This window comes from Zobellia galactanivorans (assembly GCF_000973105.1).
Taxonomy (GTDB): Bacteria; Bacteroidota; Bacteroidia; order Flavobacteriales; family Flavobacteriaceae; genus Zobellia; species Zobellia galactanivorans.
The window spans coordinates 3295197-3309777 of sequence record NC_015844.1 but is presented as its reverse complement, the minus strand read 5'-3'; the positions used below and the strand labels follow the sequence as shown (position 1 = coordinate 3309777).

General features: G+C 42.1%; 16 protein-coding genes. 5 read left to right on the top strand and 11 right to left on the bottom strand.

The genetic code is table 11. From position 1 onward, the window contains the following. Positions 1 to 20 precede the first annotated feature (20 nt). The 4 genes from ZOBGAL_RS13490 to nusB form a co-directional block, all read right to left on the bottom strand. Positions 21 to 1370 (bottom strand): Gfo/Idh/MocA family protein, encoded by a 1350-nt coding sequence (locus ZOBGAL_RS13490; RefSeq protein ID WP_013994188.1) that lies wholly within the window; start codon positions 1368 to 1370, stop codon positions 21 to 23. A 112-nt stretch (positions 1371 to 1482) separates the two neighbouring features. Further along, positions 1483 to 1770, bottom strand: coding sequence for a preprotein translocase subunit YajC (gene yajC / locus ZOBGAL_RS13485; protein ID WP_013994187.1), 288 nt, complete (start codon positions 1768 to 1770; stop codon positions 1483 to 1485). A gap of 24 nt (positions 1771 to 1794) precedes the next feature. Beyond that, a complete protein-coding gene (locus ZOBGAL_RS13480) occupies positions 1795 to 2265 on the bottom strand; it encodes a DUF1573 domain-containing protein (protein ID WP_013994186.1) in 471 nt (156 codons plus the stop codon). Positions 2266 to 2305: 40 nt separating this feature from the next. After that, a complete protein-coding gene (gene nusB, locus ZOBGAL_RS13475; RefSeq protein WP_046287494.1) occupies positions 2306 to 3253 on the bottom strand; it encodes a transcription antitermination factor NusB in 948 nt (315 codons plus the stop codon). 321 nt (positions 3254 to 3574) lie between these two features. On the opposite strand from nusB, the gene ZOBGAL_RS13470 reads away from it, so the two are divergent. After that, positions 3575 to 5329 (top strand): ABC transporter ATP-binding protein, encoded by a 1755-nt coding sequence (locus ZOBGAL_RS13470; RefSeq protein WP_013994184.1) that lies wholly within the window; start codon positions 3575 to 3577, stop codon positions 5327 to 5329. Between the two features lie 72 nt (positions 5330 to 5401). Further along, positions 5402 to 5782 (top strand): PUR family DNA/RNA-binding protein, encoded by a 381-nt coding sequence (locus ZOBGAL_RS13465; RefSeq protein WP_013994183.1) that lies wholly within the window; start codon positions 5402 to 5404, stop codon positions 5780 to 5782. A gap of 75 nt (positions 5783 to 5857) precedes the next feature. Here the strand turns inward: ZOBGAL_RS13465 and ZOBGAL_RS22745 are convergent, their stop codons facing one another. Genes ZOBGAL_RS22745 through ZOBGAL_RS13450 form a run of 3 tightly spaced genes read right to left on the bottom strand, consistent with a single transcriptional unit; the run spans position 5858 to position 8161 of the window. Continuing rightward, positions 5858 to 6901, bottom strand: coding sequence for a lysophospholipid acyltransferase family protein (locus tag ZOBGAL_RS22745; RefSeq protein WP_013994182.1), 1044 nt, complete (start codon positions 6899 to 6901; stop codon positions 5858 to 5860). Beyond that, positions 6898 to 7818, bottom strand: a complete 921-nt coding sequence (locus ZOBGAL_RS13455) for a bile acid:sodium symporter family protein (RefSeq protein WP_013994181.1) — start codon at positions 7816 to 7818, stop codon at positions 6898 to 6900. Before ZOBGAL_RS13455 ends, ZOBGAL_RS22745 begins: the two co-directional genes overlap by 4 nt. A gap of 4 nt (positions 7819 to 7822) precedes the next feature. Next, positions 7823 to 8161: a tRNA-binding protein gene (locus ZOBGAL_RS13450; RefSeq protein ID WP_013994180.1), complete on the bottom strand. Its 339-nt coding sequence runs from the start codon at positions 8159 to 8161 to the stop codon at positions 7823 to 7825. 112 nt (positions 8162 to 8273) lie between these two features. Between ZOBGAL_RS13450 and ZOBGAL_RS13445 the strand changes: the two genes are divergently transcribed. Next, the gene (locus ZOBGAL_RS13445) at positions 8274 to 8831 is read left to right on the top strand and encodes a thioredoxin family protein (RefSeq protein ID WP_013994179.1); all 558 of its coding nucleotides are present in this window, start codon (positions 8274 to 8276) and stop codon (positions 8829 to 8831) included. 10 nt (positions 8832 to 8841) lie between these two features. Here ZOBGAL_RS13445 and ZOBGAL_RS13440 read toward each other — a convergent pair whose 3' ends face one another. After that, positions 8842 to 9390 carry a YfiT family bacillithiol transferase gene (locus ZOBGAL_RS13440; protein WP_046287493.1) on the bottom strand — a complete coding sequence of 183 codons (549 nt, stop codon included), beginning with the start codon at positions 9388 to 9390 and terminating at the stop codon, positions 8842 to 8844. Between the two features lie 109 nt (positions 9391 to 9499). On the opposite strand from ZOBGAL_RS13440, the gene ZOBGAL_RS13435 reads away from it, so the two are divergent. Next, on the top strand, positions 9500 to 10138 hold the full coding sequence (locus ZOBGAL_RS13435; protein WP_013994177.1) for a peroxiredoxin: 639 nt from the start codon (positions 9500 to 9502) through the stop codon (positions 10136 to 10138). A 360-nt stretch (positions 10139 to 10498) separates the two neighbouring features. Next, the gene (locus tag ZOBGAL_RS13430) at positions 10499 to 10693 is read left to right on the top strand and encodes a cold-shock protein (RefSeq protein WP_013994176.1); all 195 of its coding nucleotides are present in this window, start codon (positions 10499 to 10501) and stop codon (positions 10691 to 10693) included. A gap of 504 nt (positions 10694 to 11197) precedes the next feature. On the opposite strand, the gene ZOBGAL_RS13425 is transcribed toward ZOBGAL_RS13430, so the two are convergent. The 3 genes from ZOBGAL_RS13425 to ZOBGAL_RS13415 form a co-directional block, all read right to left on the bottom strand. Then, positions 11198 to 12130 (bottom strand): peptidylprolyl isomerase, encoded by a 933-nt coding sequence (locus ZOBGAL_RS13425; protein ID WP_013994175.1) that lies wholly within the window; start codon positions 12128 to 12130, stop codon positions 11198 to 11200. A 149-nt stretch (positions 12131 to 12279) separates the two neighbouring features. Next, positions 12280 to 13674, bottom strand: coding sequence for a M20/M25/M40 family metallo-hydrolase (locus tag ZOBGAL_RS13420; protein WP_013994174.1), 1395 nt, complete (start codon positions 13672 to 13674; stop codon positions 12280 to 12282). Further along, positions 13671 to 14555, bottom strand: coding sequence for a PPK2 family polyphosphate kinase (locus ZOBGAL_RS13415; RefSeq protein WP_013994173.1), 885 nt, complete (start codon positions 14553 to 14555; stop codon positions 13671 to 13673). The genes ZOBGAL_RS13420 and ZOBGAL_RS13415 overlap by 4 nt, the downstream gene beginning before the upstream one ends. Positions 14556 to 14581: the final 26 nt, after the last annotated feature.

Sequence of the window (14581 nt, the reverse complement as noted above, 5' to 3'; positions counted from 1 at the left end):
ATATGTGGAAGCCCTATGGTTTAGAGCATAGGTAGTTTCCAGCCATTTTGATAGTTGGCCGTAATCAACTTATTGGCCTCCTCTTCCTTAAACTTTCCGGAAGCCTCGTCCCAATAGATCCGGTTGCCCGTCTTAAAGGCTACGTTGCCCATATGCGATACCAAAGCGGCATCATAGCCAACTTTAATAGGGGCATTCAATTTAGAACCATCGCGACTCTTTACTGCATCTATAAAATTTGCCGTATGCAAATCCAATCCACTGGAATTGCCCTTGTCATAGGAGACAGCTTCCATTTTAGGGGTACCTTTCTTGCCCCATCCGGCAAATTCTTCCTCAGGTATCACTTCCCAACCGTTCCGATCAACGACCAAAGTGCCGTTATTACCAATAAAGGCTATACCGTGGTTACGTCCATAATTCCCCCCATCAATACCCGTAGCATGTTCCCAAAGAATTGAAAAGCCATCGTATTCAAAAACGGTCTGTAAGGTATCCGGGGTTTCGGAAGCATCGTTCGGATAGGCGAATTTTCCTCCTAGGGCCATTACCGACTTAGGCGTACCCGCCTTCATTCCATATAAAGCATAATCCAACAGGTGCACGCCCCAATCGGTCATTAGGCCGCCCGCATAATCCCAAAACCATCGAAAATTGAAATGAAAGCGGTTTGCGTTGAAGGCGCGCTCCGGTGCCGGTCCCAACCACATTTTATAGTTTACGCCTTCCGGCGCGGCAGAATCGGCTACGACGGGCACAGGTTTCATCCAACCCTGGTAGGCCCAAGCTTTTGCCAAACGTATATTGCCCAATTTGCCCGAATGCACAAAATTAATGGCATCGACAAAATGGGGCTGACTACGCTGCCATTGTCCGATCTGCACCATTCGGTCACTAGCGCTAACGTAGTTTAGCATTATATTCGACTCTTGAATGGAATTGGCTATAGGCTTTTCACAATAGACATCTTTTCCCGCCATCAAGGCATCGGTCAACTGCAGGCAATGCCAATGGTCCGGCGTACCTATAATGACCACGTCAATGTCTTTATTCTCAAGTAGCTTACGATAATCGCGATACCACAACGGCTTTTTAATCCCTGCCTTTCCGAGGTCTTCCGTCCTAGCCTTAAGAACAGCTTCATCTACGTCGCAGAGTGCCATCACATTGGTCTCGCTTATTTTCAACATAGACGTCAAATCGCTAAACCCCATACCCTTGCAGCCAATAAGCCCTACATTGATTTGATCGTTCGGCCCCACCTTTTTACGGAGCGTGGCCAACAGCTCCATGGGAAATAAAAATGCCGCGCCCGAACCTGCCAAGGCCAAGGAACTTTTCTTTATAAAATTTCGTCTATTATGGTACATCGATTTTGGTTGTTTTGTTCAAGAGATGAATATACTAATTTACCCTAGCATAACGACCAAAAAAAACACCGCTAATTGCTTAGCGGTGTTTAATATGTACTACAATGTACGTTTACTTCTTTTCGGGAGCGTTCAGTTTTTTGCTCAGTTCCATTGAAATCGCAGAACGATCAAATTTTAATTTACCGGCCATGGTTTCAAGAATACACGAAGAATCGCTATCGTTCAAATCCATAATCTTACCGTGCAAACCACTTTTAGTAATTACCCTATCGCCTCTTTTTAATTCAGCCGCGAATTTCTTTTCATCTTTCTGACGCTTCATTTGCGGGCGTATCATAAAGAAATACGCTACCACAAAAATCAATATCATCGGAAGAAACTGTCCTATATCACCCATATTTATTTAGTATCTAATCTATTATTATTTGGTTGGTCCTACCGGAGCCGCCCCTTTAGGGTTAACAAAAGCTTTGATTCGCAATTGCTCGGTTCCTTTTTCGGTATTGGCATTTACAGTAATCGTTTTGGTAACCTGGTTCTGGCCCGATCCGTTGAACTTCACTACCAATTCCCCTTGTTCTCCCGGTGCGATAGGATCTTTTGGTGGATTTGGAACCGTACAACCACAAGAACTGGTGGCACTGGTTATGATCAACGGGGCATTACCCGTATTTTTAAAAGTAAAAATGGTTTCTTGTGGTGTACCTTGTTCAATGGTACCAAAGTCATGCTCAGCTTTCTCAAACTCCATTACCGGAACCTGCTTACTGGCTTCATCGCGCTGTGCAGCCTCGGTAACATTATCTGATTTTACTTTACTCGACGCATTTTCTTTACAAGAAACGAACGCCAAAAGTGAAAATATACTTAAGGCAAAAATTGTTTTTTTCATATCTCTAACTTTAGTTTAAAGGCAAAATTAATCATTTATTTTAAATGAGACCCCTACCCATTTTGTTAAGCTTTCCATCCTTTTTGTATTCTTTTACAAGGTTGTCTAAAATTCCATTGATAAAAATACTGCTCTTAGGGGTAGAATACTCCTTGGCGATTTCCAAAAATTCGTTAATCGTTACTTTTTCAGGTATGGACGGAAAGTTTAGAAGTTCGCATATGGCCATTTTTAAAAGTATGGCATCCATATCGGCAATACGGTCCTTGTCCCAATTGGGCGTCTTGCCCTCTATCTCTTTGGTCAACTCGGCATCTTTGAGCAAGGTCTTCCGCAAGAGTTTTTTGGCAAAATCCAAATCTTCTTGATCCTTCAGCAAGCGAGGCAAGAAATACGAGGTGGGATGGTCGGGCCTGACCTTTCTTAGCATTTTAAGGATAAAAGTGTTTACAATAGGAATATCATCTACCCAAGTAAGATTGTTATCCTCAAAATAGTCGTAAATCTTTTCATCAGGGGCTATGACATCTTTGAACAAGGTAACGACGAACTCTTTATCTTCGGCCCAATTACTGCCTTCAGCCGACATATAGTCTTCATAGGTTGAACTCGCTACAATATTGTTGTAAATGATTTTTACGTACTCTTCGTTCAAATACCAATTTTCGAGCTTGCGTTTTTTCAGCTCTGCCTTCAACGGTTCGTTATTGACGATTTGGGAAAGCAATCGGTTATTTACAAATTTCTTTTGATCGGGAAAGGTATCGGAAGCCGTGGCCAAATATTTCTTTGACGAAATCTTCAATTGCTCGGCCCCTCTTTGGTGAATTTCTATAATAAGGCTCATCATAAGTAGATAGAGCGTGTACATATTATCTATGCTAAACCGCAGAAATTTTTCTTGTTTCTCTAAAGACTCATCTTTAGATTGGGTAATGGCATAAATACATTGCATCACTTTTACCCGTATATGTCTTCGTGTTAGCATTTTAAAGAACTTTTTTGGAATAGTATTGGTTTGACTCTCACGCCGCAAAAATAAGAATAAAGCCCAAAAGACTACTATACAAACCGATGAAACGACAGCTTCATTTCACTTTAATGTTTTCAGACCTCCGCAAAACCTTGCTATTAAGCCCCTTGAAGCCTGATTATTTTTAAAACTTACCGTAAATTTAACGTATATAAAATATCGGGGCCGACGGGCGTAAATCGATATCGAGGCAATATCTTATGGTATTTATAACATTTCGTTTATACCCAAACCACTATCTTTGGCCAATTACATATTTCTTAGCCGAAACCTTTCATGAAGGAACTTGCACACCTAAATAAATACTTTAAAAAATACTGGTCGAAATTATTGGTCGGATTGTTCATTACCATCATTGCCCGGGTGCTTCAACTGGTCATGCCCCGATACGTCAAAGAATCGATTACGGTCATCGAGGATTTCATGAACGATAAGATCTCGGAACCGACCGCCAAGGATTTCCTTCTTGAATATATACTGATCATTGTGGGTGCCGCCCTCTTATCGGGCTTCTTTACCTTTTTAATGCGGCAGACGATAATTAACGTTTCGCGCTATATCGAGTACGACCTTAAAAACGAAATTTTCGACCACTATCAATTTCTAAGTCTAAATTTCTACAAGAAGAACCGCACCGGCGACCTGATGAACCGTATCAGCGAAGATGTAAACCAAGTGCGAATGTATACCGGACCGGCACTGATGTACGGCATAAACACCCTGACGCTCTTTGCCTGTATCATCCCGATCATGTTCATGACGGCCCCGAAACTCGCCGCCTATACCTTAATACCCTTGCCGATATTGTCGGTACTTATCTATTACATCAGCAAGGTAATCCATGAACGCAGTACGGTTGTTCAGCAATACCTCTCTACCCTTTCAACCTTTACCCAAGAAGTATTTTCGGGGGTTTCGGTCATCAAGGCATATGCCTTGGAACCGAACATCAATAACGACCTCAGCTCCCTTGCCCTTGAAGGAAAAAACAAGAGTATGGATTTGGCAAAGGTCAATGCTTGGTTCTTCCCCCTAATGGTCTTACTCATCGGTATTAGTAACATTTTCGTTATTTATATAGGAGGAAAGCAATATATAAACGGGGAAATAGCCTCTTCCGGGGTTATTGCAGAGTTCATTCTCTACGTAAACATGCTTACTTGGCCGGTAGCCATTATCGGTTGGTTGACCTCTATCGTACAAAGGGCGGAAGCCTCACAAAAAAGGATCAACGAATTTTTAAAAGAATCACCTGATATCAAGAATACCGTACTCGAAGAAACGCCCGTAAAGGGAAAAATCGAATTCAGAAATGTAAGCTTTACTTATGAAGACACTGAAATTACGGCCCTCAAGAATATTTCTTTCACCATAAACGAAGGGGAAACGGTAGCCATATTAGGAAAGACGGGGTCAGGAAAGTCGACTATTCTAGACCTTGTGGCCCGACTTTACGATGTGACCTCTGGTGAAATCTTAATAGACGACACCCCCATAGAGCAATTGAACATAAACAGTTTACGCCAAGCCATCGGTGCGGTACCCCAAGACGCCTTCTTATTTTCAGACTCCATAAAGAACAATATTAAATTCGGCAAGGAAGACGCTACCGACGAAGAGGTTATCAATGCGGCCAAAGCTGCGGTAGTACATGAAAACATCGTAGGTTTCACCAAGGGCTACGACACCGTATTGGGCGAAAGGGGCATCACCCTGAGCGGCGGACAGAAACAGAGGGTCTCTATTGCGCGTGCCCTCTTAAAAAAACCCGAAATATATCTTTTTGACGATTGTCTTTCAGCAGTTGACACAGAAACTGAAGAAGAAATTCTGAACAATCTGAAAAAAGCGTCAAAAAATCGTACCACCCTTATTGTCAGCCATCGTGTTTCTTCGGCGAAAAACGCCGATAAGGTCTTGGTTCTTTCCAATGGAGAACTTCTTCAAGAAGGCAACCATAGTGATTTAAACAGTGTTGACGGATATTATAAAGATCTGTACTTCACTCAACTTTCAGAGAAAGAAAACTAAAAAATTGTTGTCGTATTGGCTTTTTTTTTACATTTTTGAAAGATTAACACTATTAACTAGACACTAAACGCGATGAACGAAAAAGATTCAATGGACCAGGAGGAAATTCATTCCAAAGTATTACGGGCAGGTAGACGCACATATTTTTTTGATGTAAGAAGTACCAAGGCAGGAGATTATTACTTAACGATTACAGAGAGTAAAAAATTTACTCACGACGATGGCTCTTTCCACTACAAGAAACACAAAATATACTTATACAAGGAAGATTTTCAAGCCTTTAAGGACAATGTAGAGGAAATGATGAATTTCATTATCGAGGAAAAGGGCTCAGAAGTAATCTCCGAACGTCACCAAAAAGATTTCAAAAAAGAAGAAGAAATTGTCACCAACGGAGAAATGAAGCCTTCGAGCACCGAAAGTTTTACGGATGTAAGCTTTGACGATATTTAAAAAGACTTGCAACCTAAATAAAAAAACGACCACAACATGTGGTCGTTTTTTTATACCTATACCTAGGGGCCTAATTCAATTCCTTCTAACATAGGCCCAGTTATATACGAACAAGGCCAAAATTACGGCCAAGGCCACCAGACTATTACAAAACAGGGCGATACACGTAAACAAGAGTGCATAGTATACAGGATAGGCCAATAAGGAAAATCCAAATCGGAGCGTTCCCATAAACTCAGGTTCCCAAACCTTTGGCTTGGCCCATTTACGCCAGAGTAAGATAACCGGAAAGTTCAGTACTTCAAAAATAGCATCGGCCACGACCCGTAACGGTCCTTTTTTCCTTACTTGATCCGATACCTTTACAGATGGATCCAATCCTTCTATCACCTTGTTCGTTTCAAAAGGATCTAAAAAATCGACGTCCATGCGGTTCAACTGCCCCGCTATGTTTTCATAATTATCGAAGTCCTCTATATGTGTCGTCAGTTGTTTCAACCTATCGGAAACTTTTCCCTTCACCCTATTCACTGAAGCTTGCACATCCTTAGGGTCATACAAGGTATTGACCAAGATATTCTTATCGTAGTAAAGGGCTACCTTATCGGGAAAACTAGAATTGCCCCTATAGTTTAGCCCCACGGGCACAATATAGAGTTCCGTTTCGGGCAATCTTTCGACGGCATTGAACAAAATTCGCGTAAAGCCCTTGCTCAAGGGCCTTACGCGGCGTTTAATGTTATGGTTGGCCTCGGGAAACATAACAATGGCATGATTGTCTTTAAATATTTCCGCACATTGGTCAAAGACGGCCTGGTTATTTTTAAGGGCTTCCCTCCCATCCCGTATACGGTAGATAGGAATCATTCTTAAATACGCAAAGAATTTTTTCAAGGTCGGCTTGGTAAAGACATCGGATCGTGTCAAGAAGAAAGGCTTACGATTACAGTCAACAGCAATCAGCAATACATCCAGCAAGGCACCTTGGTGATTGGGCAAAAACAACACCGCTTTGTCCTTGGGCACGTTCTCGAGTCCAGAAACCCTTATTTTTCCATAGTACAAATACAATCCGGACTTGATCCAGACCTTTAGTAATCGATAGCCAATATTTTTCAAGTCAGTTTTTCTGTTTTAATTGGTTTATAACCCCAAAAAGCGGCCAGCAAAAGACCGGACACCAAATGCCAAATTCCCCAAAAGGCAGCCAAGAGCGCCATTCCGCCAAGACCATCAAAAAAGGAGAAAATCAAAAGAAGTCCCAATCCCGAATTCTGAATACCCGTTTCAATAGTAATAGAACGCACATTTTTTTCCGATAGGCCCATAAGCTTGGCAAACGAAAAACCCGTTAAAAATGCCAATACATTATGCAATGCCACGATCCAAAAAACGTACATTATATAGTCGTAAAATACCGCTCGGTTATTATACAAGGCCAAAAATACCAATAGTATAAAAAATATCAGCGATACCGTTTTAAGAACTTTCCCCATTTTTTTTGCTAAAACAGGTTTTATATGGTTCAACCAAATACCCAAGACCAAGGGCAGGCCCAATAAAAGCGAGACCAACCCAACCATTTGCCATGGCGACAGGGCCACTTCTTTAAGAATATTTTGGGTAGGCCCATAGAGTCCGCCCCAAAATTGCAGGTTTAAAGGGGTCATTACCACGGCCAACAAGGTAGCAGCGGCCGTAAGACTAACCGAAAGAGCCGTATTACCGCCCGCTATATGTGATATAAAATTAGAAACATTACCCCCGGGACAGGCGGCGACCATAATCATACCCAAGGCTATACTTGCCACAGGTTCAATACATAGGATCAAAAGAAAAGTAACCAAGGGCAATAGCACAAATTGGCTAAGGAGGCCCGTAAAAATAGCTTTGGGAGTTTGAAAAAGCACCTTAAAATCTTGTACGGATATTTCTAGGGCAATGCCGAACATAACCAGGGAGAGCGAAACATTCAATACCCATTGTGCCTGGGCGTCAAAATTAAGCGATACGTTATCTAAAAGGGTTTCGGTCAATCAATTATGATATTTTGAGTCCGTTGGCTACAGTTGCTTCCGGCTGTAAGAGAACAACGTCTTTACCGTTGACGGCACCCAAGATAAGACATTCACTCATAAAATTGGCAATTTGTTTCTTCGGAAAGTTAACTACGGCAACCACTTGGGTACCCAAAAGCTTTTCTTTTGTATATAGGGTAGTAATCTGCGCCGAGGTTTTTTTAATACCTATTTCCTCACCAAAATCAATATGCACCTGATAGGCCGGATTACGCGCTTCAGGAAAATCATTAACTTCTACAATCGTTCCCACCCGCATATCTATCTTTGCAAAGTCTTGCCAGTTTATCGTTTCGGCCATTATTTCTATTTTTGTTCGTACCAATAAAAATATGAAGGTAAAAATAGATTGTGGTTTGGCAAAGGGACACAAAACACTTTTTACTAATTTAAATCAATAACAACAGAACACCATGGCAAGAACACCAAGCAATATGCTTCCGCTCGGCACGACAGCACCAGATTTCAAGCTTCAAAATACGATTACGGAAGAAATGTCGGCCCTAAATGACCTCAAAGGAAGAAGGGGAACGCTTATCGCCTTTATATGCAATCACTGTCCTTTTGTAAAACACATCAACCCCGAATTGGTCCGTCTCGCCAAGACTTACCAAGATAAGGGTATCGGCTTTATCGCCATCTCGAGCAATGATGTGGAGAACTACCCACAAGACGCCCCTCATCTTATGAAAGCGGTAGCCGAAGAAGAAGGTTACACCTTTCCCTACCTCTATGACGAAACCCAAAAAGTGGCCAAAGATTATGATGCCGCATGCACTCCCGATTTTTATTTGTTCGATGCCGACCTAAAATTGGTATATCGGGGGCAATTGGATGACTCAAGACCTGAAAATGGCATTCCCGTAACCGGAAAAGACCTTCGCAATGCCATAGATGCGCTATTAGGCAACCAAAAGATAAGCGAAGTACAGAAACCGAGTATCGGCTGTAATATTAAATGGAAAAAATAGCGCAGGTTCTTTAGCGGGTCCAGCCCTTTCTTTCCATTAAATTGTATATATGCGCGAAGTGATGCCGCCCGTGCCATGCATACTGACCGATATTCTCATCCAAAGCAATCGCTACACGGCTATCTGGATGAACAAACCTTCGTTTTAACTGTTCTTCGCCAAGGCCTTTTAACAAGTAGACCCATCTACCATGAACGGCACTCAAATGGTCTAATGCCAATTGTACGGGTGCGGTTTTACTGTCAAATAGTTTAGCCCAAGCCTTCTCGTCGTAGGCCTTAATTATGGGGGTGTCTTCCGTCAAGGCCCATTTAAAGCGTATATAACTGTTGTGATGGCTATCGGCTATATGATGTATGGTCTGTCTTACCGTCCACCCTCCCGGTCGATAAGGGGTTTCCAATTGTTCTTCGGTCAAGCCCTCGACCAATAGAGTTAATTCATTGGGCAATTTCTCAAGAACCTCAATCCATTCCTGGATCTGTTCGTGGTCAATTTCCTTCGGACGTTGAAATTTTCCTATCGGATATTGAAGGGCTTCTAGTTCATTATTTTCCATACTTCTAAAAATAGAAAACTTTAATAGATTTTTAACCATTAACCTAAGGTTCTGTTTTTATAATCTACTAAATTTATAGGATTCTATTTCAAACCTAAAAACATTTCAAATGGCAACAATACGATTGGGCGACAAAGCCCCAAATTTTACGGCCGATAGTTCATTAGGCCAAATAAACCTTTACGATTATTTAGGCGATAGTTGGGGTATTCTTTTTTCACACCCTGCTGATTTCACCCCGGTCTGCACCACCGAACTAGGTACTGCGGCCCAGTTTAAAGATGAGTTCGCGAAACGCAACGTTAAAATGTTGGCCTTGAGCGTAGATGGGGCCGCATCCCATGTTGAATGGATCAAAGACATCAACGAGGTTGAAAATACTACGGTAGATTTCCCTATTATAGCCGATGAAGATCGAAAGGTGTCAGATCTTTACGACATGATCCACCCAAATGCCGACAACACCCTAACCGTTCGTTCGGTTTTTATCATCGCTCCCGACAAAACGGTCAAGCTAATGATTACCTATCCGGCTTCAACAGGTAGAAACTTCCATGAGCTATTGCGTGTTATCGATTCATTACAACTTACCGCGAACCATAAGGTAGCTACCCCTGCCAACTGGAAGAACGGTGAAGACGTGGTTGTTAGCCCGGCCATTACTACCGAAGACGCAAAAACCATGTTCAGTAAAGGTGTAAAAGAAATTAAACCTTATTTGCGAATGACTCCGGATCCGACGGCATAAAAAAATCGAAATATTGACAAGAGCCATAGAATTTTAACATCTATGGCTTTTTTATGCTTTAATCCCAAATAGGACACCCAGGGCATTCGTTAAAATTTCCTACATTAAATTTGTAGGAAAATAAATTAAAACCCTATAAAACACAGGAGGTATCAAGAGGTTCAGCTCTTGTAAACCAAGGAATAAAACATTTTATTTTACCCCTTTTGGAAAGAAAAAAGATAGTAAAATTAGAACCAAAATTAGGTAACATTCTTACAACTAACCTTAGCATAAACCAAAGATAACTTGGTAAAAATCATTTAATTAAATTTATTAACCTTATCTTCGCGACATAATTTAATTTAATTTTTTTGTATTATGAGTAAAGGAACAGTAAAATTCTTCAATGATTCCAAAGGTTACGGATTTATCACTGAAGATGGTTCAAGCGAAGATCACTTTGTACACATTTCTGGTTTAATCGATGAAATTCGTGAAGGTGACGTTGTAGAATTTGAGCTACAACAAGGTAAAAAAGGACTGAACGCGGTAAATGTGAAAGTTGTAGACTAAGAAAGACGCATAAACTTTTTTTATACAGGCCCTGATACCAATGGTATCAGGGCTTTTTTTTGCCCTTTAGCCAACCTACAATAACTTCGTAATAATTTTCATACATTTGTTTAGGTTTTTTTGAAGCAACCCTTTTAGAATATATGCATCTTCATAAAAAACACTTATCCCCCAATAACCATAATAATTGAAGCGACTATGTTAACTTTTTTCGGTATACTCTTTATACTGTTGGTAGTAAATATCATTTTATTGTTCTTAAGTACCAATAGGGCGAAGAACTCACGATAAGTAGTATCCTACTACCATCATTTTTTTTTAAAGCTAACTTCATCTATATACCCTGCAAGACGCGAGCGGTATTATAGCTGATCAAAATACCCTTACAAAACTTTAGTAGACTTATTTCCTTTAGAATTTCCCCATTGGGTATGCTCTATGTAGCACAATAAAAAAGCCCCGACCGTAAGGTCAGGGCTTTCTTTTATAATATACTTGGGTCTTTTATTTGACCCCCATCAATTCAACATCGAACAATAGGGTTGCGTTCGGCGGAATTACCCCACCGGCGCCGGCACTACCGTACGCTAGATCCGATGGTATCACCAACCTTGCCTTATCACCTACTTTCAATAGCGCTATGCCTTCATCCCACCCGGGAATGACCTGGCCTACCCCCAACTGAAAATCGATGGGCTGATTGCGTTTGTAAGAAGAATCAAAAACTTGACCATTCAACAAAGATCCTTCGTAATGAACGGAAACCGTTTGTCCCTTTTGGGCTTGGGGCCCATCACCTTTTTGGATCAGTTTATATCGTAGTCCACTTTCGGTTTCATCGAATCCGGCGGCAACCTTGTCCAATTCCGCAGCTTGCTTAGCCTTTTCTTCGGCAAGACGCTGTTCTTTGGAAGTTTTAAAATTTTCGAATGCCGCAAGTGCATCCCATTTTTCGGCATCGTCACCTACGCGAACGATTTCAACACTATTTATCTTATCGCCTTGGGCAATGCTATCGACCACATCCTGACCGCTTTGAACGTGTCCGAAAACGGTATGCTTGTTATCCAACCATGGAGTAGGTACATGGGTAATAAAAAACTGGCTTCCATTAGTGCCAGGTCCTGCATTGGCCATAGAAAGGACACCGGGTTCCGAATGGTTTAGGTCGGGATGAAATTCATCGTCGAACTTATATCCTGCGTCACCTGTACCGGTTCCTTGTGGACATCCGCCCTGGATCATAAAATCAGGTATGACCCTGTGAAAGTTTAGCCCATCGTAATAAGGCTCCCCTTTGGCCTTGGCCGTATTTTCTTGCTTACCTTCTGCCAAGGCAACAAAATTACCGACCGTACCGGGCGTTTTATCATGGGTAAGTTTTACTAAAATCTCACCTTTGTCAGTATTGAATTTTGCGTAGATTCCGTCTTGCATTTCTCATTTTTTTAATGAGCGGCAAAGGTACATAATTTTGTCCGGAAATATCCGAACAAGTCCTTTATCCCCGCCTAGTCAAGATTATGGTGCAACTCCTCCCTTAAAGGATGTGGACTGCCCCTTCAGACGAACTATTTTCCCGTTATTTATTTGGGGGAAGTCACCACACCGTAGGTATCGAACAGATAGACCAAACTGGCCATAGATGCCGCGCCTAGCTCAAGCTCCCTTTTATTGACGTGTTCAAAGGTGTCATTTTCGGAATGATGGTGCTCAAAATACCTTTGGGAATCAGGTCTAAGCCCGGCCAATACGATTCCGTCATCTTTCAACGGGCGAATGTCGGCCCCGCTAAAGCCTTTTTCAAAAAGATGGATATAATACGGCTCAAAAAGGCTCTTCCAGCTATGAACCTGCTTCAGGTTTTCGTCGGAACAGTCAAAAGAGAATCCGCGAGGCGTAAACCCTCCTGCATCGCTTTCCAGGGCAAAAACATGTTTTTCATTTTTGCCTTTGGCGATTTCAGCATATTTATTACCTCCCCTTAATCCGTTCTCCTCGTTCATAAACAGAACGACGCGGATTGTTCTTTTAGGCTTGTAACCCGTTGTTTTTAACAAGCGAAGCACATCCATACTCTGCACGCAACCCGCACCATCATCGTGTGATCCATCCCCTAAGTCCCACGAATCGAGATGCCCCCCAATGACCATGATTTCATTAGGAAACTCGGACCCCCTGATCTCACCGATAACGTTAAAGGACTCTACGTCATTGAACTGCTTACAATTTTGCTTAAAATAAAACTTGGTCTCGGAATTCAGCTTTAAGGTAGTACTCAACAATTCCGCCCCTTTGGTACTTATTGCGGCGGCCGGTATGCGTTTTGAAACGGGGGTATCCCCATATCCCATTGAACCCGTATGTGGAAAATTATCTATCCTCAAGTTCATAGACCTTACGATTACCCCCACGGCACCGTATTTGGCTGCCTCTTCGGCCCCAGAATACCTTTGGTCAACGCAGCCTGAATAAGCGGCAAAGGTGCTGATCAAGGTCGGGTCCATGGGTCTATTAAAAAATACGATCTTGCCTTCTATTTTTTCCTTTCCTAGAGCCTCAAGCTCTTCAATACCCTGAACCTCTACCACTCCTGCCTTTAAACCTCCCAAGGGAGTTGCCACAGAGCCCCCTAAGGCACATATATTGACATTGGTAGAAAGTCCCGGACTCGTTTCAAAATAGGCGAATTCAGGCGTGCCCCTCACCCATTTGGGGACCTTTACCGGTTGGAGCCAAACCCGATCAAGCCCCAAAGAATCTAATTGCGACTTGGTATACTCGACCGCCTGCTGGGCCTGAACACTGCCCGACAGCCTGCCCCCTATCTGATTGGAAAGATAATTGAGCCAATCATAAGCTTTACCTTGGGTAAGGGCCTGATCATATATCTTTTTTATCTGCGCGGCATCTTTGTCTTGGGCTAGAACAGAATTTCCAAAAGTGATGTACAATAATAGAAGTAGACTTATTCGTTTCATTCCTTTTCGTTTTCCAATTCGTTTTTATAAAGGGCCAAGTTAGCCTTTATTTTATCGTCAAGGTCGGGTTCTTTAATGTCTTTATATTTCTTGAGCTCCTCTAAAAGCACGGAGGCTACGACCACCCGGGCAGCCTTTTTATTATCCGCAGGAACTATATACCATGGGGCATGGGGTTTCGAGGTCTCGTTAATGGCGTCTTCGTAACAATGTTGATATTTCTTCCAAAGCTTACGCTCCTCAAGATCGCTAGGCGAAAATTTCCAGTTCTTACGTTGCAGGGCCAATCTTCTTAAAAGCCTTAATCGCTGTTCCTCTTTCGACAGGTGAAGAAAGAACTTAAAGATGATGGTACCGTTTTCGGCAATATGGCGTTCAAAGTTATTGATCTGCTCGAAGCGTTTGTCCCAAAATTCTTGGTCAATATCAGCCACGGAATGAATACCGGGAATATGTTCACCTAAAATATACTCGGGATGCACCCTCGTTACCAAAACGTTTTCATAGTGGGTTCTATTGAACACCCCAAACTTGCCCTTGGCCGGCAATGCTATATAGTGGCGCCACAAATAATCATGCCCCCGTTCTAAGGCCGTAGGCACTTTAAAACTATGAACAACCACGCCCCGGGCATTGAAGTCTTTGAATACCTCACGAATAAGACTGTCCTTCCCTGCCGTATCCATACCCTGCAAACAGATCAAGACACTGTATTTTCCATGGGCGTAAAGGGTATCTTGAAACTCCCCAAGCTCAACCCGAATCTTTTTTAAGTCCTTTTTAAGCTCCTTTTCGCTCCTTCCAAAATCAACATGGGTGGGGCATTTTGAAAGCTCTATCTCTTTATCTACCCTAAACTGGGTCATTTTTGGTCCGTACATAGGTTGAATATAAATATATTTTGTCG